The sequence below is a fragment of the Williamsia sp. z34 genome (genome assembly GCF_059553395.1).
Window position 1 is genome coordinate 73,230 of sequence record NZ_JCANWW010000013.1, and the last position, 21,062, is coordinate 94,291.

Below are 21,062 nucleotides of genomic sequence, written 5' to 3' on the forward strand. Positions count from 1 at the left end.
AATGGCCGATATCGTGCTGGATCAGGTGACCAAGAAATTTCCGGATGGTTCTGTGGCCGTCAACGATGTGAACATCAACATCGCCGACGGCGAGTTCGTCATTCTGGTCGGCCCTTCCGGCTGCGGAAAGTCGACAACCCTCAACATGATCGCCGGCCTCGAGGACATCACCTCGGGGGAATTGCGGATCGCCGGCGAGCGGGTCAACGAGAAGGCGCCCAAGGACCGCGACATCGCGATGGTGTTCCAGTCGTATGCGCTGTACCCGCATATGACGGTGCGTCAGAACATCGCGTTCCCGTTGACCCTGGCGAAGATGTCCAAGGCCGAGGTCGCGGAGAAGGTCGACGAAGCCGCGCGCATCCTCGACCTGGGTCAGTACCTGGACCGCAAGCCCTCGAACCTGTCCGGTGGTCAACGGCAGCGGGTGGCGATGGGCCGGGCGATCGTTCGTTCGCCCAAGGCCTTCCTGATGGACGAGCCGCTGTCGAACCTCGATGCGAAGCTGCGCGTGCAGATGCGGACCGAGATCGCGGTTCTGCAGCAGCGCCTGGGAACCACCACGGTTTACGTGACCCACGACCAGACCGAGGCCATGACCCTCGGTGACCGGGTCGTGGTGCTGCGGGCGGGCAACGTCCAGCAGATCGGTACACCCTCCGAGCTCTACAATTCGCCGGCGAATCTGTTCGTCGCCGGATTCATCGGGTCCCCGTCGATGAACTTCCTTCCGGGGCGATTGACCCAGACCGGAATCGAGACCGCGATCGGGGAGGTCGTCCCGACCGAGATGGGCAAGGTCGTCGACAACGCGAAGCAGGTCAAGAGCAACGGTGAGGTGCTGATCGGTATCCGGCCCGAACATTTCGAGGACGCGAGTCTGGTTGACGCGATCGCGAAGTCGCGGGGTGCGACATTCGACGCAAAGATCACGGTGCTCGAGTCGATGGGTTCGGACAACTACGCGTACTTCAACATCGAGGGTGGACAGGCATCATCGGCCGCGCTGGCCGAGATCGCGGCCGACGCCGGATCGGAGATGGGTAGCGGTCAGTTGATCGCGCGGCTCTCGCCCGAATCGCCGATAGCCAAGGGACAGCAGGCGGAACTGTACTACGACACCTCGAAGGTGCTGGTGTTCGACCAGCACAGCGGCGCGAACCTCAGCCTGTAGAGCTACCGGCCGGTCAGGGAAGTTTGCGTCGACGGCGTGAGTGGGTGAGGAGTTCATCGATGATCTCCTCATCCCACACGTGTCTGCGCACCAGGCGGTAGCGCTCGCAGGCCAGCCACAGATACAGTTCGGCGTCGCTCTCGATGTCGGGCAGGACATTTGCGCGTCGAGCCATCCTGACCACCGGTAGGAACTCCTCTCCGAACCACCGTCGCGCGACCTCGACGCGGTGGAGGAATGTTCCGGTTTCCTGACTGAGGCGAAAGCCCCACGCTTCGACGTTCTCGGCCAGTTCGGCGTAGTCGAAGGGGTCGTCGAAGGAGATCGCCTCGCGCTGTTTGCCTTCCAAGGGGACCCGGGACAGGAAGAGCCGTCGGTGATCCTTCATGATCAGGTCGGAGCGGGCGGTGATCCCTTCCGGTGAGATCCGGGTGTGGATTTCGGTGACATAGGCGTCGATCGTGGTGAACTTCCGGGCGATCGCAATCGACACCCGATGATGACCGTCGATGACGAAATGCATTCTGCCGATGCGATACAGCTGGACCGGTGGTACGGATTCGCCTCGGCGTTGAGCGGTGGCCAGACGTTGCCACCGTTCCCTGATCCGGGCCGACGTCGGCCGGAAGTAGCGGTCGAAGTCGCGGGTGCGGTCGACGCTGCCGACAATCGTGGCGACCTCCACCGCGACCAGCCCGAGATAGGTTTCACCGGTCTTGCCCAGTGCGGCAACGACTTCGTCGAACGGCAGAACCGTGTTGACGTCGGCCGGTTGCCGGGTCAGCCAGGCCGACAGGCGCGCCAGTTCGGCTTTACGCCGTTGTCTGCTGAAGTCGTTTTCTGCGTCGGGACCGGGAAATCCGGTGTCACGAGCCATGTCGCCTCCGCTGGATCACGATCTCGCCGCCGCCCGGTTCGATGTCGAAGACGCTGTACCCGACGGTGTTCATCGCGATCGTGCTCGAACGCAGTGTTCCGCCGAGCTTGCGCTTCTTGTGCAGGATCGTGTGGTCCATCGGTGTCTGCCCATGCGGGTGGATGTGCCCGTGCACCAACAGTTGTGGGCGCAGGCGGTAGATCAGCGGAAGGTAGCACCGGAAGCCGCGATGGGGTCCGTCTTCGGCATCTCCGATACCGCGTGGTGGGCTGTGTGTCAGCAGGATGTCGATACCGGACCCCGGGCGCAGGCGGTAGCGGAATCGTTGCAATGCAAGCCGTTTGGCTCGCCGGCGCTGAGTGACCTCGCGGTACTGGTTGGGTCCTTCGTTGTAGCGGATGCTGCCGCCGAGCCCGGCGATCCGCAGCCCGGCGACCGTCACGATTCGGCCGTCGGCGTTCACCGCGCCCTGCGGGCCGGGGTCCGTGGTCGGTAGCCCGGCCCGGGTCCAGCCGCTACGTGTGCGTTTGAAACCGGTCAGGTCACGGTCGTGATTACCCGGCACGAAGACGCAGGGTGCCTCGAACCGGGTCATCAGCTTTTCGAGATAGTCGAAGGGAAGGTCCCCGGCAGCGATGATGAGGTCGGGCGCGAGATCGTCGGCCACCCCATGCCCGAGGCTGTCGACGACTTCGTCCGAGACCGCGAGTACACGTACCACTTCACCGACCTTAGCCATCTCATCGACCCTAGCCCCGTGGGGCCGTCGGGATGCCGAAGATGATGGTGTTTTACTGGTGTTTGCGACTTTAGGGAGTGTGATGAGCGATTCTGCGGTGTCCGTGATCGAAGTGGTGTCGGCGCACCTTCAGCAGGAATTCTCCGGTTCGCAGCCACAGCGGGCCTCGGTGACCTTTCTCGGTCTGGAATCCATTGATGTGCTGCGATTCACCGGTGGCGAACGTGATGGCGACGACGAGGTCGCCTATGTCTCACTGGGTTGCAGCCGTCATCCGATGGGGGAACCCGATCAGATGCTGGTCGATCCGACCGTCGGTCCGCGTGGTGAGATCGTGGTCCGGATGCACGCCTCGGGGCCATTGCCGGGACTGCATCGCAGCGTCGCGATGTTGGCGGCAGCACCCGCGGTCGAGGGTCTGGTGCTCACCGCCGACGGTCTGATCGATCTCGGTGAGCCGCTCTGGGAGGGTTCGAACTGCACCGCCGTGGTGTTGGAGGCCGATGTGATCGCGCCGTGCCCGTTGCCCGGCGACCTCGAAGACGTCAACTTCTTCCGGGCCATCCCGATCACGGCCAACGAGGCCGCGTGGGTGCGGCTCAAAGGCCTCGACGCCCTGCGCAGTGCCTGGGCCGAAGCGGGCATCGACGTCCGCGATCCGGTCCGCGCGGGCGCCACCATCGGCTGACCCCTCCAGGGGATCAGAGCCGGGGCGGGCCCTGTGCGATCCGGTGGCGGGTGGACTCGAGATCGCCGCCTGCGGTGAAGCTCGACTCGATCCACCAGGTGGCGCCGGCGTCATGGCAGGCCCCGACGACATCGTTGTCCGACGGACTCTCGGTGGTGCCGAACCTGATGACGTCGAACGGTCCCTCGACGGTGCGATGCCCGGCGACGTAGTCGACCGCGCTGCGGACATCGGCCGGGGCGACGTCGAGCCCGTAGGTACCGGCGGTGACCAGTCCGTCCCACCGCGCGGCGCGCCGAAGTGGGCTGCGGGCCGGCCATGAGGCCGCGACCCAGAACGGCACCCGAGGTTGCTGCACCGGGGGTGTGAATGCCACGCACTCGATGTCGTAGTGCTCACCGTGGTGGTTCACCGGCTGCCCACTCAGGAGTTGCGCGAGGACGTCGAGTCCTTCGTCGAGTGTCGCCGCTCGCACCGTGGGGTCGTTGCCGTCGCCGAATGCGGCGTAGTCGGGAAGATACGGGTATCCGGCACCGACGCCCAGGGTCAGGCGTCCACCGGAGAGATGATCGAGGGTGAGCACCTCGCGGGCCAGTTTGCCCAGATGCCGGCGGGGGACCGGTGTGACCAGGGTGCCCAACCGGATGCGTTCGGTCTGCAGTGCCATCGCGGCCAGTGCGATCCATGGGTCCACCACTGGTTCGGTGAATTGCAGATGGTCCCAGAGGTAGAACCCATCCCAGCCGGCCGCCTCGGCATCCGTCGCCAGTCCGGCAAGAACTCGGGCGTCGCCGCAGAAATCGAAGTTCGGTGTGTAATAGCCGAACTTCATCGGAGGAAGATGCTCGGGCGTGGGAGGCATGGGCCAGAATGTTACAGATATTTTCGAGCGTGAAAAGCGTTCAGAGCCAATGATTTTTGCGAAATGTCCGCCACAGTGCAGTGCAGACACCGATCAGGAAGGCCAGCACGATGAAGTAGCTGTACTTCCATTGCAGCTCGGGGATGTTCTCGAAGTTCATCCCGTAGATACCGGCGACCATCGTCGGCACCGACGCGATCGCAACCCACGCAGAGATCTTGCGCATGTCGGTGTTCTGCTGAATGCCCACCTTGGCCAGGGCGGCATCGATCAGTGAGGTCAGCACCTGGTCGTAGCTCGTGATCTGTTCGTTGACGCTGCTGTGGTGGTCCAGGACATCGCGGAAGTATCGGCGCACTTCCTTGGGCACCAGCTTGTCCTCGGAGCCGGTCAGGCGGCGCAGCGCCGCGTCGAGCGGATCCACCGCCCGCCGCAACTCCATCACCTCGCGCTTGAGCAGATACACCGGTTCGATCTCCACCCGCCGGCCAGGGGAGAAGATGACCTCTTCCATGGCGTCGACGTCCAGCTCGATCCTGGCCGTGACGTCGACGTATGTGTCGATCACGTGGTCGGCCACCGCGTGCATGACCGCGCTGGGCCCGAGCGCGAGAAGTTCGGGACGGGCTTCGAGATGCTTGCGGACCCCCGCCAGGCCGGTGTGGTCACCGTGGCGGACGGTGATGACGAAGTCCGGGCCCGAGATGACCATGATCTCACCCGTTTCGACCACTTCGTTGGAGACCTGAACTGTCTCGTATTCAACATATTTCACGGTTTTGAGAACCAGGAACAAGATGTTGTCGTACTGCTCGAGTTTGGGGCGCTGGTGGGCCAGGACGGCATCTTCGACGACGAGTTCGTGGAGGCCGTAAGCCCCTGCCACACCTTCCATCTGGCGGTTGTCCGGTGCATGCAGTCCGACCCAGACAAAACCGCGGCCATTCGTCCGGACCTCTTCGAGGGCACCGGCGAAAGTGCGCATACCGGGCAGACGGTGACCGTCGACATACACAGCGCAGTCCACCACCGCCCGGGACGGGGGAATCGGCACCGACGCCGAGGCTTTCGGTTCGACCGCGCCGGGGCGAAGATGTGGCCGCGAGGGCATGACTGTCTCCTTCGTTGCGGGTGTCGAACGCCGTTCGACCCCTCGAAGATGTTACGCCCCCCGCAACACCGGGCGACGTCACCGGCCGGGGCCGCGGCCCCGGTGAGAGACTGTGCGCCATGGGCTTCGACACCACGCTCTACCTGACGATGTTGATCACCCTCGTGGTGATCATGGATCCGCCCGGCCAGGTGCCGCTGTTCCTGTCGCTGGTGGGTCATCGTCCACCCGCGGTGCGCCACCGGGCCGCCTGGCAGGCGCCGGCTGTGAGTTTTCTGGTGATCACGGTGTTCGCGATCGCGGGGAACGCGATATTGAGTTACCTGCACATCGGAATCCCCGCGTTGCAGGGCGCCGGGGGACTGCTGTTGCTCCTGGTGGCGCTGCAGTTGCTGACCGGCCTGGGCAACGCCGGAAATCCGCAGTCGGTCTCCGACGATGTGAACGTGGCCCTGGTACCGCTGGGGACCCCGCTGCTCGCCGGCCCGGGCGCCATCGCGGCGGTCATCGTCAACGTGAGTCAGGCCGACGGTGAGACCGCGGCATACCTCGCCATCGGTGCGGCGATCATCACCGTCCACATCGTGCTGGTCGCGGCACTGCGCTTCTCGACGGTCCTGATCAAGCTGCTCGGTATCGGCGGGATCACCCTGATGGCCAAGATCGCGGGTCTGTTGCTCGCCGCGATCGCGGTCCAGTTGATCGCCGATTCCGTGCGCGGCTTCATCGTCGCAGGCTAGTGAGGCGAACCGGCCCAAATGTTGTCTGATGCTCACGATCCGGAGGTCCGCAGGTGTGAGCCCGGTCATCTGAAGTAGCGTTGTCGCCGTGACCGAGCCCCGGGGCGTCGAATCGCCCGTAAATGATGACAGTGCAGCAACAACGATCACCCGCGAGGAGATCTTTGCCGGCCATGAAGGCGGCAAATTGTCGACGAACATCACCGCGCCGCTCAACACCAAGCGGGCGTTGTCCATTGCGTATACGCCCGGCGTCGCCGAGGTGTCCCGTGCGATTGCGGCCGACCCCGAGCTGGCCCGCCGCTACACCTGGACCAACCGTCTGGTGGCGGTCGTCAGCGACGGCAGTGCGGTGCTCGGACTCGGTGACATCGGTCCGGCGGCGTCGTTGCCGGTGATGGAGGGCAAGTCTGCGCTGTTCAAGAACTTTGCCGGCCTCGATTCGATCCCGCTGGTCCTGAGCACGAAGGATCCCGATGAGATCGTCGAAACCCTGGTTCGGTTGCGGCATTCATTCGGTGCGGTGAACCTCGAGGACATCTCCGCGCCCCGCTGCTTCGAGATCGAGAAGCGGGTGATCGAGGCTCTCGACTGCCCGGTGATGCACGACGATCAGCACGGCACCGCGATTGTGGTGCTGGCCGCACTCAAGGCGGCGACCAACCTGCTGGGCAAGACCCGTGCTTCCCTCAAGGTCGTGATCTCCGGTGCCGGTGCGGCGGGGGTTGCCTGCACCAACATCCTGCTGGCCGTGGGCATCACCGACGTCACCGTGATCGACAGCAAGGGCATCGTGCACTCGGGACGCACCGACCTCAATGATGTGAAGGCAGAGCTGGCCTCACGTACCAATCCGGACCGGCGCACCGGAACATTGTCGGATGCGTTGGTCGGTGCCGACGTCTTCGTGGGCGTCAGCGCGGGCAAGGTGCCCGAGGAGGCGTTGGCGACCATGAACTCCGATGCCATCATCTTTGCGTTGTCGAACCCGGACCCCGAGGTCCATCCCGAGATCGCCGCGAAGTATGCGGCGGTGGTGGCCACCGGTCGGAGCGACTTCCCCAACCAGATCAACAACGTGCTGGCTTTCCCCGGCGTGTTCCGGGGTGCGCTGGACGCCGGCGCCCGCCGGATCACCGAGGCGATGAAACTCGCTGCGGCCGACGCGATCGTCGAGGTGCTCGGTGACGATCTGTCGGCGCAGATGATCGTGCCGAGCCCGCTGGATCCACGGGTTGCGCCGGCCGTCGCCGCCGCAGTTGCCCGGGTCGCCGCTGAGTGAACGGCTTCATGACCCGCGGCGCTCGACGGATACTGCCGGCGTTGGTGCTGGCCGGTTCGCTGATCCTGGTGGGATGCTCAGAACCTGGTCCGGCGGCGCAGCCGCTGGTCACCGGATCGGCCCCGGACACGCCGAGTCGCGTGGTGACCGCCATCTACGCCGGTGCGTTGCGGAACGCGGGTGCTGACGTCTCCGACGACCATCCGGTGGGCGACTACGCGGAATTGCTGGCCGGGATGGACGAGCGTTCGGTCGATCTGATGCCGGCCTGGTCGGGGGAGTTGCTCGCCCAGCTCGATCCCGGCGCTGCCGGTCGCAGCACCGAGGACGTCTACAACGAGTTGAATCAGGCGTTACCGCAAGGTGTTTCGGTGGGTGACGCGACGTCGGTGCAGGACAAGACGCTCGTGTACATCTCGTCGGAACTGGCCACGGCCACCGACGTCGACGAACTGTCCGATTGCGCTGCGCTACCGGCCGGGTTGCCGCTGGTCACCGTTGTCGAGCCCGACCCGATCACCCTGAGCGAGTTGGGTAGTGCCGGTTGCGCATTCGCACCGCCGGTGGTGCTCGATGTCGACGAGGCGATCGCCGAGGTCGCGGCCGGCCGGGCCGCAGGCCTTTTCTCGGCGCTCGGTGTGGTCGGGGACGATTCCGGGCTGCAGGCCCTGGCCGATACCGACGACGCCTTGCGCGCGGCGGACCTGGTTCCGGTCTTCCGGACCGCCGCCCTGGACCGAGACCTGTTCCGGGCGATGAACAAGGTCGCCGGAGAGCTGACCACCGCCGACCTGACGACGATGTCGGAGCAGGTCGACGGGGGTGCAGATGTGTCGGCGGTGGCCGGTCGCTGGCTGGCCGAACACAGCAGTTGATCGACGGTTACGTTTCGACGCCCGCGCTGCTCCGGGTCAGGTGGCTGCCCAGGTAGTCGCCGAGTTCGTCGACGGCTGCCGCGGCGGCGGGCATCAGGGGTGCGGCCACGTGCGCCACGTGCCACAGCGGACCCAGGTCGCTCAGCGTGACCTCGACGCCGGCGGCCCCGAGGCGGGTGGCGAAGTCGGTGACCTGCTGCAGCAACATCTCGGGTCGGCCGACCTGGATCAGCGTCGGCGGTAGCCCGGTCAGGTCGCCGCGCCCGGGTGCGTACCTCGGATCGTCGGGATTGCCGTCACCGAGGTACATCTGCGCGCTCTGGTCGGCCCAGGCGGCATTGACCACGATGTCGGTGCCGTTGTCGCCCTGTCGGGCGGCGGGATCGACCCACGGTGAGATCAGTCCCAGCGCCGCCGGTCGCAGGCCATGCTCGTCGATCAGCACTCGAGCGGTTGCCACGGTCAACCCGCCGCCTGCCGAGTCACCGGCGATGGCGATGGATTCGGGTCCGTACCCGCGCGCCACCAAATCGCGAAATGCCGCCACCGCGTCGTCGACGGCCGCCGGACACGGATGTTCCGGTGCCAGACGGTAATCGAGGACGTAGACCTCGGCCCGGGTGGCCGCCGCCAGACTGGTGGTCAAACCGCGATGGGACTTCGGTGAACCGGTGACGTAGGCACCGCCGTGCAGGTAGAGGATCGCCTGCGCATGCTGGGTCGGTCCGACGGTGATCCGTTCGGTGGGCAGGCCACCGAGCACGATCTTGCGGATCACCTGATCCGGCAACGGCGGAACCAGCCGCGCGCCGGCGTCGAGCAGTCGCCGCTGTACCGCCGGCGCCAAGCGCGCATTCAAGGCCAACCGGAAAGCGGGCTTGAGCAGGCGCTCGCTGGCCGGGATCGACAGGGTCAGTGCAGTTCTCGGTAGGGCGATCACAGTACTGCCGACGGATCGTGCGGCACCTTCTGCGGCTTCGGCGCAACACGGCCTGCGAACTTCGAGATCACCACTTCGTAGAGCGAACCACCGGCGCGGACCAGGACATCGACGACCTTGGCATCGGCGCCGACCAGCACCCGGGGGCGGTTCTTCTCGATTGCGGCGATGATGATCTCGGCGGCGCGCGGGGAGGTCGTCCGGGCCAGCTTCTTGTCGAAGAGCTCGGCGGCACCGCGCTGATCGTGGCCTTCGGACACCGTCGAGTTGCGTGCGATGGCGGTCTTGATGCCGCCGGGGTGCACGCAGGTGACCTGGACCGGATGTCCGGCGATCCGCATCTCCTGGTACAGCGATTCGGTGAACCCGCGCACCGCGAACTTGGCCGCGTTGTAAGCACTTTGGCCGGGCATGGCCAGGATCCCGAACAGTGACGACGTGTTGACGATGTGGCCGTCACCGGACGCGATGAGGTGGGGGAGGAAGGCCTTGGTCCCGTTGACCACACCCCAGAAATCGATGTCCATCACACGTTCGTACTGCTTGAACTCGGTGATCTCGACTTCACCGTGATGGGCGATCCCGGCGTTGTTGATGACCAGGTTGACCTTGCCGAAATGCGCCGCGACGGTGTCGGCGTACTCGAGGACGGCTTCCCGTTCGGCAACATTGAGCAGCTGTGAATGAACCTGCGCTCCTTGTGCTTTGAGGAGTCGTTCGGTCTCGTCGAGCCCGGTCGGGTTGACGTCACTGATCGCCACGAGCGCGCCCTTGGCTGCCAATTGCAGTGCCAGGTCGCGTCCCATGCCGGATCCGGCCCCGGTCACCACGGCAACCTTGCCCTTGAAGTCCTTCATGATGTCACCGTTTCTGTTGCGGGGCGGGCGGATTCGGCCGTTGTGCGGGCGGGCACACCGGCAGGGGCACCCGAGGTGTCGTACGCGGCCAGGTCGAACTCCCTCGTGATGCGGCGGTAGTTGAACGTGAATCCCGGCCACAGCGTTGTGATATTGCCGAAGGCGTCCTTGTACCAGCTGGCGCAGCCGCCGGTTTCCCAGACGCTGGACTTCAGATTCTTCTGGATACCGACGTTGTAGTCGTGCTGCACATCGGATCGGACCTCGACGCGGGCGAGGTCATACTTGCGTTGCAGCTTGAGGAAGTCCCCGAGGTAGTTCAGCTGGGATTCGATCATGTAGACCATCGAGGTGTGGCCCAGGCCGGTCGAGGGACCCACCATCAGGAACAGGTTCGGGAACCCGTGGACGGCGGTGCCCTTGTACGCGTTCATCCCGTTCGCATCCCAGACCTCGGTGAGGCTGGCGCCGTCCTTGCCGATCATGTGCTCGAAGGCGGGGGAGTCGGTGACATGGAAGCCGGTTGCGACGACGATCGCGTCGACGTCCCGGACGACCCCGTCGGCGGTGATGATCCCGGTGGCGGTGACCTCTTTGATGGGGTCGGTGACCAGGTCGACGTTCTCCTGGCCCAGCGCCGGGTAATAGGTGTTCGACAGCAGGATGCGCTTGCACCCGACCTTCCAGTTCGGGGTCACCGCGGCACGCAGTTTGCGGTCGGAGATGCCGCGCGCGATGTTCCGCTTGCCGATGATCTTGGCCGGGGCGAGCACGTTGGGAGCGTGCGTCAGGCCGAAGGAGACCAGCTCGTGTGCGGCGTAGATACCGCCGCGGACGGCCTTCTGTAACCCGGGGATGTTCTTGAACGCCCAGTTCTCGGCCGCCGAATACGGGCGATCCGCGCGCGGCAGCACCCATGGCGCTGTCCGTTGGTACACGTCGAGGCGGCCGACCTCCTTGGCCAGTTCCGGGATGATCTGGATGGCCGAGGCACCGGTGCCGATGACCGCAACCCGCTTGCCCGCGAGGTCGTAGTCGTGGTTCCACTGCGCGGAGTGGAAGACCTCACCGGTGAAGTCGGCGATGCCCTTGATGTCGGGAAGTTTGGGTTCGCAGAGGGGGCCGACGCCGGCGATCACGAACGTCGCGCGGTATTCACCGGCAGAGGTCGTGATGGCCCACTGGCCTGCGGCCTCGTCCCAGGCGATGTTGGTGACCTCGGTGTTCCAGCGCGTATTCGGTTCCAGGTCGTGCTGGTCTGCGACCGCGTTGATGTACCGGTGGATCTCGGGCTGCCGGGAGAACGAACGGCTCCACGTGGGGTTGAGGGCAAACGAGTACGAGTAGAGGTGCGAGGGCACATCGCAGGCGGCACCGGGGTAGGTGTTGTCGCGCCAGGTACCGCCGAAGTCACTTCCGCGATCGAGGATCACGAAGTCGTCGATACCCTGCTGCCGCAGCTTGATCGCGGCGCCGAGTCCGGAGAAGCCTGCGCCGATGATGGCGATCTTTACAACGTTCATGGGTACGAACTTACCCACTACTGACCGAGTGTCAATAGGGTCGGGACATCTTATTGACAGAAGGTCAGTAAGATCGGCTGTCATGACCACCGCCCGCCGTACGAGAATGAGCCCGCAGGCCCGTCGCGATCAGCTGATCGAACACGGGCTGCGGATGCTCGCCGACCGGGCGCTGGATCAGGTGTCGGTCGAGGAGGTGGCCGAGGCGGCAGGCGTCTCGCGCGCTCTGCTGTTCCACTATTTCGAGTCCAAACAGGACTTTCTGGTGGCGCTGACGACCACACAGAGCCAGCGGATGCTCGAACGCACCGAACCGGATCTGAGCCTGGAGGATCCCCTGGCGATCGCCCGGGCATCTCTCGCGGCGTTCATCGACTACGTGTCGGCGAATCGGTCGGCCTATCTGGCGATCCTGCAGGGCGTCGGCGCGTCGGATCCGGCGATGCGCAAGGTCGCCGACGACACCCGCGCGGTCATGGCCGAGCGGGTCCTGGGGTTGGCCGATCTACTCGATCTGCAGCGCACACCGGTCCTCGAACTGGCCGTCCACGGCTGGGTCACGTTCAGTGAACAGGTCACGGTCCGGTGGCTGCTCGACGACACCGGTGTCACCCGCGAGACCCTCATCGAACTGATCACGCAGGCCCTGCCGCTGCTGGCGATGACCGCAGGCACCTTGGCCACCGCGGACGACTAGCCCCGGACGCCCCCCAGATACCGAAAATGTGCCCTTTTGGCGACTAAAAGCCCAGGTGGGCGCCGCCAAAAGGGCACATTATCGGGGGGTTGGATCAGGCGAACGCGGTATCCACGATCTCCTGCTGCTCGACGGCATGGACCTTCGACGAGCCCGACGACGGTGCCGACATCGCACGACGCGACACCCGCCGCAAACCGCTGAAGTATTCAGGCAGCATCTCCGGCAGCGTGAGGCCGAAGTACGGCCAGGCACCCTGGTTCTTCGGCTCTTCCTGGACCCAGAACACTTCCTTCATGTTCGGGTACTGCTCGAGCGCGTTCTTCAGGCGCTTGTGCGGCACCGGGTAGAGCTGCTCGATACGGACGATCGCGATGTCGTCGCGGTTGTCCTTCGCCTTACGGGCGGCCAGCTCGTAGTAGAGCTTGCCCGACACCAGCAGGACCCGCTCGACCTTGCTGCGATCGCCGCCACCGTCGAAGGACGGATCGTCGATGACCGAGCGGAACTTGCCGTCCGTGAACTCGGAGATCGGGGAGACCGCGGCCTTGTTGCGCAGCATCGACTTCGGGGTGAAGACGACCAGTGGACGGCTGATCCCGTCGAGCACGTGGCGCCGCAGCAGGTGGAAGTAGCTGGCCGGCGTCGACGGCAGAGCGACCGTCATCGAACCCTCGGCGCACAACTGCAGGAACCGCTCGATGCGGCCCGAGGTGTGGTCGGGGCCCTGGCCCTCGTGACCGTGTGGGAGCAGCAGCACCACATCGGAGGTCTGGCCCCATTTGGCCTCGCCCGACGAGATGAACTCGTCGATGATCGACTGGGCTCCGTTGACGAAGTCACCGAACTGGGCTTCCCACAGCACGAGTGCGTCGGGATCGCCCACGGAGTAGCCGTACTCGAAACCGACGACCGCGTACTCGCTCAAGGACGAGTCGTAGACGAGGAACTGGCCGGGGTTGTCCGGGTTGGTCTCGGCAATCGTGCGCAACGGGGTGTACTCGTCGCCGGTCTCCCGGTCGATGAGCACCGAGTGCCGCTGGGTGAACGTGCCACGACGCGAGTCCTGGCCCGACAGCCGGACCGTGCGGCCCTCTTCGACGAGCGAGCCGAAGGCGAGCAACTCGCCGAACGCCCAGTCGACGTTGCCGTTACGCGACATGTCCTGGCGCTTCTTGAGCACCGGCTGGACCCGCTGGTGGACGGTGAAGCCCTCGGGCACGTTGGCGAAGGCGTCGCCGATCCGCTCGACGGTCTCTTTGCTGACCTTGGTCTCCAGTTTCACCGGGAGGGCCTGATCGGCTTCGACCGACGGGCTCGGTGCGGCCTGGTACTTCTCGAGTTCGCGGACCTCGTTGAAGACCCGCTCGAGCTGGCCCTGGTAGTCGCGCAGGGCGTCTTCGGCCTCTTTGAGCGAGATGTCACCGCGGCCGATGAGGGCTTCGGTGTAGCTCTTGCGGACGCTGCGCTTGGTGTCGATGACGTCGTACATGGCCGGCTGGGTCATCGAGGGATCGTCACCCTCGTTGTGACCGCGTCGGCGGTAGCAGACGAGGTCGATGATGACGTCCTTGTTGAACTTCTGCCGGTAGTCGACGGCCAGTTTGGCCACCCACACGCAGGCCTCGGGGTCATCGCCGTTGACGTGGAAGATCGGCGCACCGATCATCTTCGCCACATCGGTGCAGTACTCCGACGACCGCGACGATTCCGGTGCGGTGGTGAAGCCGACCTGGTTGTTGACCACGATGTGAACCGTGCCGCCGGTGCGGTATCCGGGCAGCATGGCCAGGTTGAGGGTCTCGGCGACCACACCCTGACCGGCGAACGCGGCATCGCCGTGCAGCATCAGCGGCAGGACGGTGAACTCTTCTTCGCCACCCTTGTTGTGCAGGTCCTGCTTGGCGCGGACCAGGCCCTCGAGAACCGGGTCGACCGCCTCGAGGTGCGAGGGGTTGGCGGTCAGCGAGACGAGGATCTCGTTGTCACCGAACATCTGGTAGTACTTGCCCTCGGCGCCGAGGTGGTACTTCACGTCGCCGCTGCCGTGTGCCTGCGACGGGTTCAGGTTGCCCTCGAACTCGGTGAAGATCTTCGAGTAGGGCTTGCCGACGATGTTGGCCAGCACGTTCAGGCGGCCGCGGTGCGGCATTCCGACGACGACCTCGTCGAGGCCGTACTCGGCGCTCTGGTCGATGACGCCGTCCATCATCGGGATGACGGCCTCGGCACCTTCCAGCGAGAAGCGCTTCTGCCCGACGTACTTGGTCTGCAGGAAGGTCTCGAAGGCCTCCGCGGCATTGAGCTTGGACAGAATGTACTTCTGCTCGGCCACCGGTGGCTTGACGTGCTTGATCTCCACCCGATCCTGCAGCCATTGCTGCTGTTCGGGTTCGAGGATGTGGGTGTACTCGACACCCACGTGGCGGCAGTACGAATCACGCAGGATCGACAAGATGTCGCGGAGCTTCATCTTGTTCTCGCCGTGGAATCCGCCGACCTTGAAGCTGCGATCGAGATCCCACAGCGTCAGCCCGTAGGTGATGATGTTCAGGTCGGGATGGGAGGCGCGCGCATCCGAATCGAGCATCAGTGGATCGATGTCGGCCATCAGGTGACCCCGATTGCGATATGCCGCAATCAGTTCCAGCACCCGTGCGTTCTTGTCGACTTCACCTTCGGAGATGTCGCGACGCCACCGGATCGGCTCGTACGGGATGTGCAGCGTCGTGAACATCTCGTCGAAGAAGTCATCCGAGAGCAACAGCTCGTGGATCTTCCGCAAGAAGTCGCCGGACTCGGCGCCCTGGATGATTCGGTGATCGTAGGTCGAGGTCAGGGTCATCAGCTTGCCGACACCCATCTCGGCGATGCGTTCGTCGCTGGCGCCCTGGAACTCGGCGGGGTACTCCATCGCGCCGGCGCCGATGATGGCGCCCTGGCCCTTCATCAGACGCGGGACCGAATGCACGGTGCCGATGGTGCCGGGGTTGGTGAGCGAGATCGTGACTCCGGCGAAATCGTCGCCGGCGAGTTTGCCTTCGCGGGCACGGCGGACGATGTCCTCATACGCGGCATGGAACTCGGCGAAGTTCATGTTCTCGCAGCGTTTGATGGCGGCGACCACCAACATGCGCGACCCACCCTTGCCGGGGAGGTCGATGGCCAGGCCGAGGTTGGTGTTCGCAGGTGTGACGATGTTCGGCTTGCCGTCGACCTCGGCGAAGTGCCGGTTCATGTTGGGGAACGACTTGATCGCCTGCACGATGGCGTAACCCAGGATGTGGGTGAACGAGATCTTGCCGCCGCGGGTGCGCGCCAGATGGTTGTTGATGACCGTCCGGTTGTCGATCATCAGCTTCGCCGGGATCGCACGCACACTGGTCGCGGTGGGGATCTGCAATGACGCAGACATGTTCTTGGCGACCGTGGCCGCTGCGCCGCGCATCACCTGAGAAGAATCCTCGGTGGCGGCCGGGGCAGCCGGCTTCTTTGCAGTGGGCTTCTTCGAGGCGGTGTTGTCTTTGGTGGGCGCAGGTGACTTCGCCTTGGCCGGGGCCTTGGGTGTCTCTGCCTTCGCCGGAGGGGCGGTGGTGGCCTTGGCCGAGGGTGGTGTGGTGGTGGCGTTGGATCCGTCGCGACTGGTCTCCGACTGACCCGCTGCGGCCTTGCTCGCGGGCGTGGGATCGACGGCCGGCTTGTTCGAACCCGAACCGTTGGCCGCGGCGGCGGGCGTCGTCTCGGCGGTGCCGCCGGTGGTTGTTTTTGCCCCGTTGGCCTCGGCGGCGTAGTTCTTCAAGAACTCATGCCAACTCGGATCAACCGAGGTCGGGTCTTTTTGGAAGCGCTGGTACATTTCCTCAACCAGCCACTCGTTCTGTCCGAAGTCTGAAATCGAACTGCTGCTCACGGCAGTATCTCGCCTCAATTCATTAATTGGTCGGCGTGCGTTTCCGACCTACGTGCGTTTGCGAAGTCCCAGATAACAAGGTTAGACCCCAGTGGACTACGAGGCTATGCCGGTTGGCTGCCTTCGTGGCGTGGGTCACTTGGTTCGACCTCATCGGGTGTGATACCAGCAGTCCACAAAGCACGGTACCGACCATTCAACAACAGCAATTCCCGATGTGTTCCGAGTTCGACGATACGTCCGTCGGACACCACCGCTATGCGATCGGCGCGGGCCGCGGTGGCCAGTCGGTGCGCGACGATCACCGACGTCCGGGACCCGGTCAGGTGACGTCCGGCGGCCAGTACGCGGCGCTCGGTCGACTGGTCCAGGGTGGCGGTGGCCTCATCGAGCAGCAGCAGGTCCGGGTCGACGAGTTCGGCGCGGGCCAGGGCGATCAGTTGCCGCTGCCCCGAGGACAAGCCCTTGCCGCGTTCCCCGATCGGATGGTTCATCGCCCCGGGCAGGCCCGCGATCATCGACAGGGCCCCGACCGCCGACGCTGCCGCTGCGATCTCGTCATGGGTCGCATCCGGCCTGCCGTAGGCGATGTTTCCGGCCACGGTCCCGGTGAACAGGTGCGGTTCCTGGGGCACCACGCCGAGGCGGGACCGGTAGTAGCCGAGCCGGAAGTCGCGGATGTCGGTGCCGTCCATCCGGACCGAACCGGTGGTCGGGTCGTAGAAGCGGGCGAGCAGTTTGACGATGGTCGATTTGCCGGCACCGGTCTCACCGACCAGTGCCAGGGACGTCCCGGCGGGCAGATCGAGGTCGACCCGCGACAGGGCGTCCCGGGTCGCACCGGCGTACCGGAAGGTGACCTCGCGGAGCTCGGCATGGCCCTCGAAACCACCCGGCGGCGGTGAGATGGTCGTCCCCGGTCCGCCGTCACGTGACCCGTAGCTGTCCGGGCACTGCACACTGCTGCGGGTCGCCAGCAGGTCGGAGATGCGGCGGAGTCCGACCAGCGCCTGCTGGTAGCTGTCGAACACCTGGGACAGCTGTTGAACGGGACCGAAGAGCATTCCGAGATAGAGGACAAAAGCGACGAGCGTGCCGGCGCTGGTCTGGCCGCGGGCCACCTGATGGGCGCCGACCGCGATGATGCCGGCGGTGGCCAGATCTGCCATCAGTGTGATGAACGGGAAGTAGATCGAGATCGCCTGCTGGGAGACCATCCGGGCCCGGACGTAGGTCGCGGCGCGGGTGGTGAAGCGGGCCATCGCGAAACCTTCGTGGCGGTAGGCCTGCGTGGTGCGGACACCGCCCACGTTCTCTTGGAAGTCGGCGTTGACCTCGCTGATCAACTCCCGTGACCGGGTGTACGCACGCGAGCTGATCCGGCGGAAGACGATCGTCGCGATGATGATCGGCGGGAAGACCACCAACATGAGCAGACCCAGCGACAGATCGGTCAGGAGAACCGCCACCCCGACCCCGACGATGGTCAGGGTGCTGACAATCGCCGACGACAGCCCGGTCTGCAGGAACGTCGATAGTGCATCGACGTCGGTGGTCATCCGCGTCATGATGCGCCCGGACAGTTCCCGTTCGTAGTAGTCCAGCCCGAGACGTTGCAGGTGGGCGTAACTGCGGACGCGCAGGGCGTAGAGGACGCGCTCGCCACTTCGGGCGGTGATCACCGTCATCACCGCGGCGGCGAGGAATCCGATGGCCACGGCCACGAGTCCGAGGCCGGTGGCCAACCACAGGCGACCCGACTGATCGTCGGTCGCGCCGTCGATCCCGAACCGGGCGATGGTCGGAAACGCCAAACCGACGAGGGTGTCGATCGAGATGCAGACGACCACCGCGGCCAGCAGCCATCGAACGGGCCGCAACAGCTGACGCAGCGAGAAGTCGGGACGGTCCCGCCGGATGTCGCTGTCGTCCACGGGCGGCGATTCGTCGGCGGGCGGCAGGGCGGCCACGGATTCGAGGAGTTCGGGTGTCGCGGGCATGGCACCGAGTGCTCCCGCGACGCCGCCACCGCCACCGCGACCCCGGCCGCCGATCGCGTTGGTGACCGCCCGGGCCGGCTCGACCGCGTCGGGTGCGTCGGCCGGCCACAGCGCCGACGTGTCGAGCGCGGGGTGGTCGAGAAACGCTTCGTCGGGAGAATTGTCGTCGGCGAGTTCGCCGTCGAGAGCGTCGAGGTCGGTGGTCATCAGCGCGCGGAACTCGGAACACCGCTGTGTCAGTTCGGCCTCGGTTCCGATGTCGATGATCCGGCCGCGGTCGAGCACCGCCACCCGATCGGCCAGGGACAGCGTCGATCGGCGATGGGCCAGGAGCAGCATCGTGCGGGTGGAGGTGCGCAGGTGGGCAAAGATCTTCGCCTCGGTCTGGGCGTCGACCGCCGAGGTGGCGTCGTCCAGGATCAGGACGCGCGGGTCGGTGTACAGCGCTCGCGCCAGCGCGATCCGCTGTCGCTGACCGCCGGAGAGGGTCAGTCCGCGCTCACCGACGATGCTCCGGAAACCGTCCTCGAGTGCGCTGACGAAACCGGTGGCCTGGGCCTGGGCGGCGGCCTCGACGACGCCGGCCGGGATGGGACCGTCCTGGTCGAACTTGCCGACGTGGGCGTTCGGGGCGATGTTCGCGGCGACGGTGTCGGAGTACAGAAAGGGTTCGTCGAACACCACGCCCACAGCGCCGCGCAGCTCCTGGGTCGCGATGGTGTCGATGTCGTGGGCGGTGCGGGCGCCCGGCGCGTCGGATGGTCCCGGCGTCGTCAGCTCCACCGAACCCGAGTCAGGGCGATAGAACCGGTCGGCGAGCATGGCCAGCGTCGATTTGCCGGAGCCCGGGGTCCCGACGACCGCGACCACCTCACCGGGCGCGATGGACAGATCCAGGTCATGCAGGACCGGTTGGGTGGCGCCGGGGTAGGTGAACGTGACGTCTCGGAGCTCGAGTCCGAGTGGACCGTCGGGCAACAGTCCCGTCGCCGCCAGACCTGGATCTGCCGGTTGGTCGATCACGCCGTACACGCGTTCGACGGCGGCGCGGGCGAGCTGTGCGGAGACGATCAGGGAGGTCAGGACACGGGCCAGCCCGGTCATCGTCGTGACGTAGGTGGCGAAGGCCAGGAAGGTGCCGATCGAGATGGACCCGATCATCGTCAGGTATCCGCCGAGCGCGATGATCGCGACCATGCCCAGTTGCGGCACCGCGGCCAGCACGGGTGCAAAACGAGCGTTGACCTTCGCGGCCCGCAGCCGAAGTGAATAGAGGCGCCTGCCATACCCGACGAGTTCGTCGACCGCGCGATCTTCCTGACCGAATCCCTTGACCACCCGGACTCCGGTGACGGTTTCTTCGACATGCTGTGCCAGATCCGCCGCGGCCTGCTGCGCCGACCACGTGGCCGCGAACATCCGTCTGCGGCTGTTGAACGCGATGACCGCCACCAGGGGGATGACCAACAGTGCGACCACGGTCAGCACCGGCGAGAGCCAGAACATCACGCCGATGGCGAGGACCACCTGGAGTGCGGCTCCGAGTGAGAGCGGCACCATCGCGAGCAGACCTTGGACGAGTTGCAGGTCGGTGATGGACCGCGAGACGACCTGACCGGTGCGGATCTGGTCCTGCGCGGCCCCGTCGGTCCGCAGCACCGACTCGAGGACCGAGAGCCGCAACGAGTTCTGCACGTTCAGCGACAGTTTGCCCGCGGTCAGCCGACGACCGTACTGGCACCCGTATCGCACGAACGCCAGGACCACCATGACCAGCGCGATCGCACCGATGGTGTAGCCGTGGCCGGCGACGCCGGTGGCCTCGTCGATCGCCGCCTTCGTCAGCAGTGGAATGCAGAGGTCGATGACCACTGCCAGAGCGGTGACACCCAGGGTGATCGCCACCAGCCGCCGGTGGCGCAGGCATTCGCCGGCGAGCCGTCGGATCCAGCCGGGTCCGGCCGAAGCGGTGTGTGGTCGGGTCAACTAGCGCTCGGCCCATCGCCGGAGGTGGGGATCTGCGGGTTGTCCGCGGCATGTTGTGGGTTGCCCACGGCGTAGAGGGGGACATTCGGGTCACGGACCGGCCAGTAGGGCGGCGGTGGTCCGAAGACCTGCCGTGAGTTGTTCACGATGATCCGGCCCAGTGCGCGGTTGCCCACGCCGCCGATGACCGCACCGAAACCGGCGGGGAGCAGTTTGCCCGCGGCCAGTGGCAGCTTCCGGAGCGCGTACTTCTTGAAGTAGGTGCGGAGCAGCTTCTGGTTGAGCGTGCGCAGGACCGGCGCGGGGATGAATCCACCGAACGCCCTGGCCAGGGTGCCGGATTTGGCGCCCAGTGAATCCCGGACCACGGCAAGACCGGACTCGCCCAACGCCACGGTCAGGACGAGGGCCTTGCGGCGTTCCCGGTCGTGGAGCGGAACGCCGTGGACCTCGGCGATCGCCAGTGACAACAGCGCCGACGCCTCGATGAAGAAGGCGGTCTCGGCGCCCAGCGAGGCGAGCGACACCATCGTCCCGATGCCGGGGAACGCGGCCGCCGCACCGACCGCGCCACCGGAGCCGGTGACGGCGAGCAGGAACCGGCTCTCGAGGCGTTCGATGATCTGGGCGGGGGACTCCTGCGGATGCTCACGCCGAAGGCGCTGGATGTATTTGGTGACCGCGGGCGCCTGCAGATGCTGGGCGTGGTCGACGAGTGAGTCGATCATGCCTTCGGTTTTGCGGGTCGCGCCGATCGCATTGCCGTTGCCGATCGACGAAAGTTGCTTCTTTGCCACGTTT

At 65.6% G+C, this 21,062-nt stretch carries 16 protein-coding genes; 6 read left to right on the forward strand and 10 right to left on the reverse strand.

Annotated features, from left to right (window positions below; genetic code table 11):
- Window position 1 precedes the first annotated feature (1 nt).
- On the forward strand, window positions 2–1,174 hold the full coding sequence (locus AC51GT_RS24095) for an ABC transporter ATP-binding protein (RefSeq protein ID WP_496325950.1): 1,173 nt from the start codon (window positions 2–4) through the stop codon (window positions 1,172–1,174).
- A 13-nt stretch (window positions 1,175–1,187) separates the two neighbouring features.
- Here the strand turns inward: AC51GT_RS24095 and AC51GT_RS24100 are convergent, their stop codons facing one another.
- Entirely contained in the window at window positions 1,188–2,051 is an 864-nt protein-coding gene (locus AC51GT_RS24100; RefSeq protein ID WP_496330398.1) for a chromosome partitioning protein ParB, read from the reverse strand.
- The gene (locus AC51GT_RS24105; protein WP_496326228.1) at window positions 2,041–2,772 is read right to left on the reverse strand and encodes a metallophosphoesterase family protein; all 732 of its coding nucleotides are present in this window, start codon (window positions 2,770–2,772) and stop codon (window positions 2,041–2,043) included. Before AC51GT_RS24105 ends, AC51GT_RS24100 begins: the two co-directional genes overlap by 11 nt.
- Window positions 2,773–2,872: 100 nt before the next feature.
- Between AC51GT_RS24105 and AC51GT_RS24110 the strand changes: the two genes are divergently transcribed.
- Entirely contained in the window at window positions 2,873–3,478 is a 606-nt protein-coding gene (locus tag AC51GT_RS24110; protein ID WP_496330399.1) for a suppressor of fused domain protein, read from the forward strand.
- A 13-nt stretch (window positions 3,479–3,491) separates the two neighbouring features.
- Here AC51GT_RS24110 and AC51GT_RS24115 read toward each other — a convergent pair whose 3' ends face one another.
- Window positions 3,492–4,340, reverse strand: coding sequence for an LLM class flavin-dependent oxidoreductase (locus tag AC51GT_RS24115; protein WP_496330400.1), 849 nt, complete (start codon window positions 4,338–4,340; stop codon window positions 3,492–3,494).
- A gap of 40 nt (window positions 4,341–4,380) precedes the next feature.
- Window positions 4,381–5,451: a magnesium and cobalt transport protein CorA gene (locus AC51GT_RS24120; RefSeq protein WP_496325946.1), complete on the reverse strand. Its 1,071-nt coding sequence runs from the start codon at window positions 5,449–5,451 to the stop codon at window positions 4,381–4,383.
- A gap of 119 nt (window positions 5,452–5,570) precedes the next feature.
- On the opposite strand from AC51GT_RS24120, the gene AC51GT_RS24125 reads away from it, so the two are divergent.
- The 3 genes from AC51GT_RS24125 to AC51GT_RS24135 all read left to right on the forward strand — a co-directional run bounded on the left by AC51GT_RS24125 (window position 5,571) and on the right by AC51GT_RS24135 (window position 8,348).
- A complete protein-coding gene (locus AC51GT_RS24125) occupies window positions 5,571–6,191 on the forward strand; it encodes a MarC family protein (protein WP_496325945.1) in 621 nt (206 codons plus the stop codon).
- Between the two features lie 88 nt (window positions 6,192–6,279).
- The gene (locus AC51GT_RS24130) at window positions 6,280–7,473 is read left to right on the forward strand and encodes an NAD(P)-dependent malic enzyme (protein ID WP_496330401.1); all 1,194 of its coding nucleotides are present in this window, start codon (window positions 6,280–6,282) and stop codon (window positions 7,471–7,473) included.
- Window positions 7,474–7,481: 8 nt separating this feature from the next.
- Window positions 7,482–8,348 carry a glycine betaine ABC transporter substrate-binding protein gene (locus tag AC51GT_RS24135; RefSeq protein ID WP_496325943.1) on the forward strand — a complete coding sequence of 289 codons (867 nt, stop codon included), beginning with the start codon at window positions 7,482–7,484 and terminating at the stop codon, window positions 8,346–8,348.
- A gap of 7 nt (window positions 8,349–8,355) precedes the next feature.
- Here AC51GT_RS24135 and AC51GT_RS24140 read toward each other — a convergent pair whose 3' ends face one another.
- From AC51GT_RS24140 to AC51GT_RS24150, 3 genes are read right to left on the reverse strand one after another with little or no spacing between them, the layout of a single operon-like run.
- Entirely contained in the window at window positions 8,356–9,288 is a 933-nt protein-coding gene (locus AC51GT_RS24140; protein ID WP_496330402.1) for an alpha/beta hydrolase, read from the reverse strand.
- On the reverse strand, window positions 9,285–10,145 hold the full coding sequence (locus AC51GT_RS24145; protein ID WP_496325941.1) for an SDR family NAD(P)-dependent oxidoreductase: 861 nt from the start codon (window positions 10,143–10,145) through the stop codon (window positions 9,285–9,287). The genes AC51GT_RS24140 and AC51GT_RS24145 overlap by 4 nt, the downstream gene beginning before the upstream one ends.
- A complete protein-coding gene (locus AC51GT_RS24150) occupies window positions 10,142–11,668 on the reverse strand; it encodes a flavin-containing monooxygenase (RefSeq protein ID WP_496330403.1) in 1,527 nt (508 codons plus the stop codon). Before AC51GT_RS24150 ends, AC51GT_RS24145 begins: the two co-directional genes overlap by 4 nt.
- A gap of 82 nt (window positions 11,669–11,750) precedes the next feature.
- Between AC51GT_RS24150 and AC51GT_RS24155 the strand changes: the two genes are divergently transcribed.
- On the forward strand, window positions 11,751–12,365 hold the full coding sequence (locus AC51GT_RS24155) for a TetR/AcrR family transcriptional regulator (RefSeq protein WP_496325939.1): 615 nt from the start codon (window positions 11,751–11,753) through the stop codon (window positions 12,363–12,365).
- Between the two features lie 94 nt (window positions 12,366–12,459).
- On the opposite strand, the gene AC51GT_RS24160 is transcribed toward AC51GT_RS24155, so the two are convergent.
- The 3 genes from AC51GT_RS24160 to AC51GT_RS24170 all read right to left on the reverse strand — a co-directional run bounded on the left by AC51GT_RS24160 (window position 12,460) and on the right by AC51GT_RS24170 (window position 21,058).
- On the reverse strand, window positions 12,460–16,275 hold the full coding sequence (locus AC51GT_RS24160) for a multifunctional oxoglutarate decarboxylase/oxoglutarate dehydrogenase thiamine pyrophosphate-binding subunit/dihydrolipoyllysine-residue succinyltransferase subunit (protein WP_496330404.1): 3,816 nt from the start codon (window positions 16,273–16,275) through the stop codon (window positions 12,460–12,462).
- Window positions 16,276–16,379: 104 nt separating this feature from the next.
- Window positions 16,380–20,261 carry an ABC transporter ATP-binding protein gene (locus tag AC51GT_RS24165; protein ID WP_496330405.1) on the reverse strand — a complete coding sequence of 1,294 codons (3,882 nt, stop codon included), beginning with the start codon at window positions 20,259–20,261 and terminating at the stop codon, window positions 16,380–16,382.
- Window positions 20,258–21,058, reverse strand: a complete 801-nt coding sequence (locus AC51GT_RS24170; protein ID WP_496325936.1) for a hypothetical protein — start codon at window positions 21,056–21,058, stop codon at window positions 20,258–20,260. The genes AC51GT_RS24165 and AC51GT_RS24170 overlap by 4 nt, the downstream gene beginning before the upstream one ends.
- Window positions 21,059–21,062 lie beyond the last annotated feature (4 nt).

Coding starts and splice junctions, on each gene's coding strand:
- AC51GT_RS24095 (WP_496325950.1), top strand. CDS start 2: ATGGCCGATATCGTGCTGGATCAGGTGACCAAGAAATTTCCGGATGGT.
- AC51GT_RS24100 (WP_496330398.1), bottom strand. CDS start 2,051: ATGGCTCGTGACACCGGATTTCCCGGTCCCGACGCAGAAAACGACTTC.
- AC51GT_RS24110 (WP_496330399.1), top strand. CDS start 2,873: ATGAGCGATTCTGCGGTGTCCGTGATCGAAGTGGTGTCGGCGCACCTT.
- AC51GT_RS24115 (WP_496330400.1), bottom strand. CDS start 4,340: ATGCCTCCCACGCCCGAGCATCTTCCTCCGATGAAGTTCGGCTATTAC.
- AC51GT_RS24120 (WP_496325946.1), bottom strand. CDS start 5,451: ATGCCCTCGCGGCCACATCTTCGCCCCGGCGCGGTCGAACCGAAAGCC.
- AC51GT_RS24125 (WP_496325945.1), top strand. CDS start 5,571: ATGGGCTTCGACACCACGCTCTACCTGACGATGTTGATCACCCTCGTG.
- AC51GT_RS24135 (WP_496325943.1), top strand. CDS start 7,482: ATGACCCGCGGCGCTCGACGGATACTGCCGGCGTTGGTGCTGGCCGGT.
- AC51GT_RS24145 (WP_496325941.1), bottom strand. CDS start 10,145: ATGAAGGACTTCAAGGGCAAGGTTGCCGTGGTGACCGGGGCCGGATCC.
- AC51GT_RS24150 (WP_496330403.1), bottom strand. CDS start 11,668: ATGAACGTTGTAAAGATCGCCATCATCGGCGCAGGCTTCTCCGGACTC.
- AC51GT_RS24155 (WP_496325939.1), top strand. CDS start 11,751: ATGACCACCGCCCGCCGTACGAGAATGAGCCCGCAGGCCCGTCGCGAT.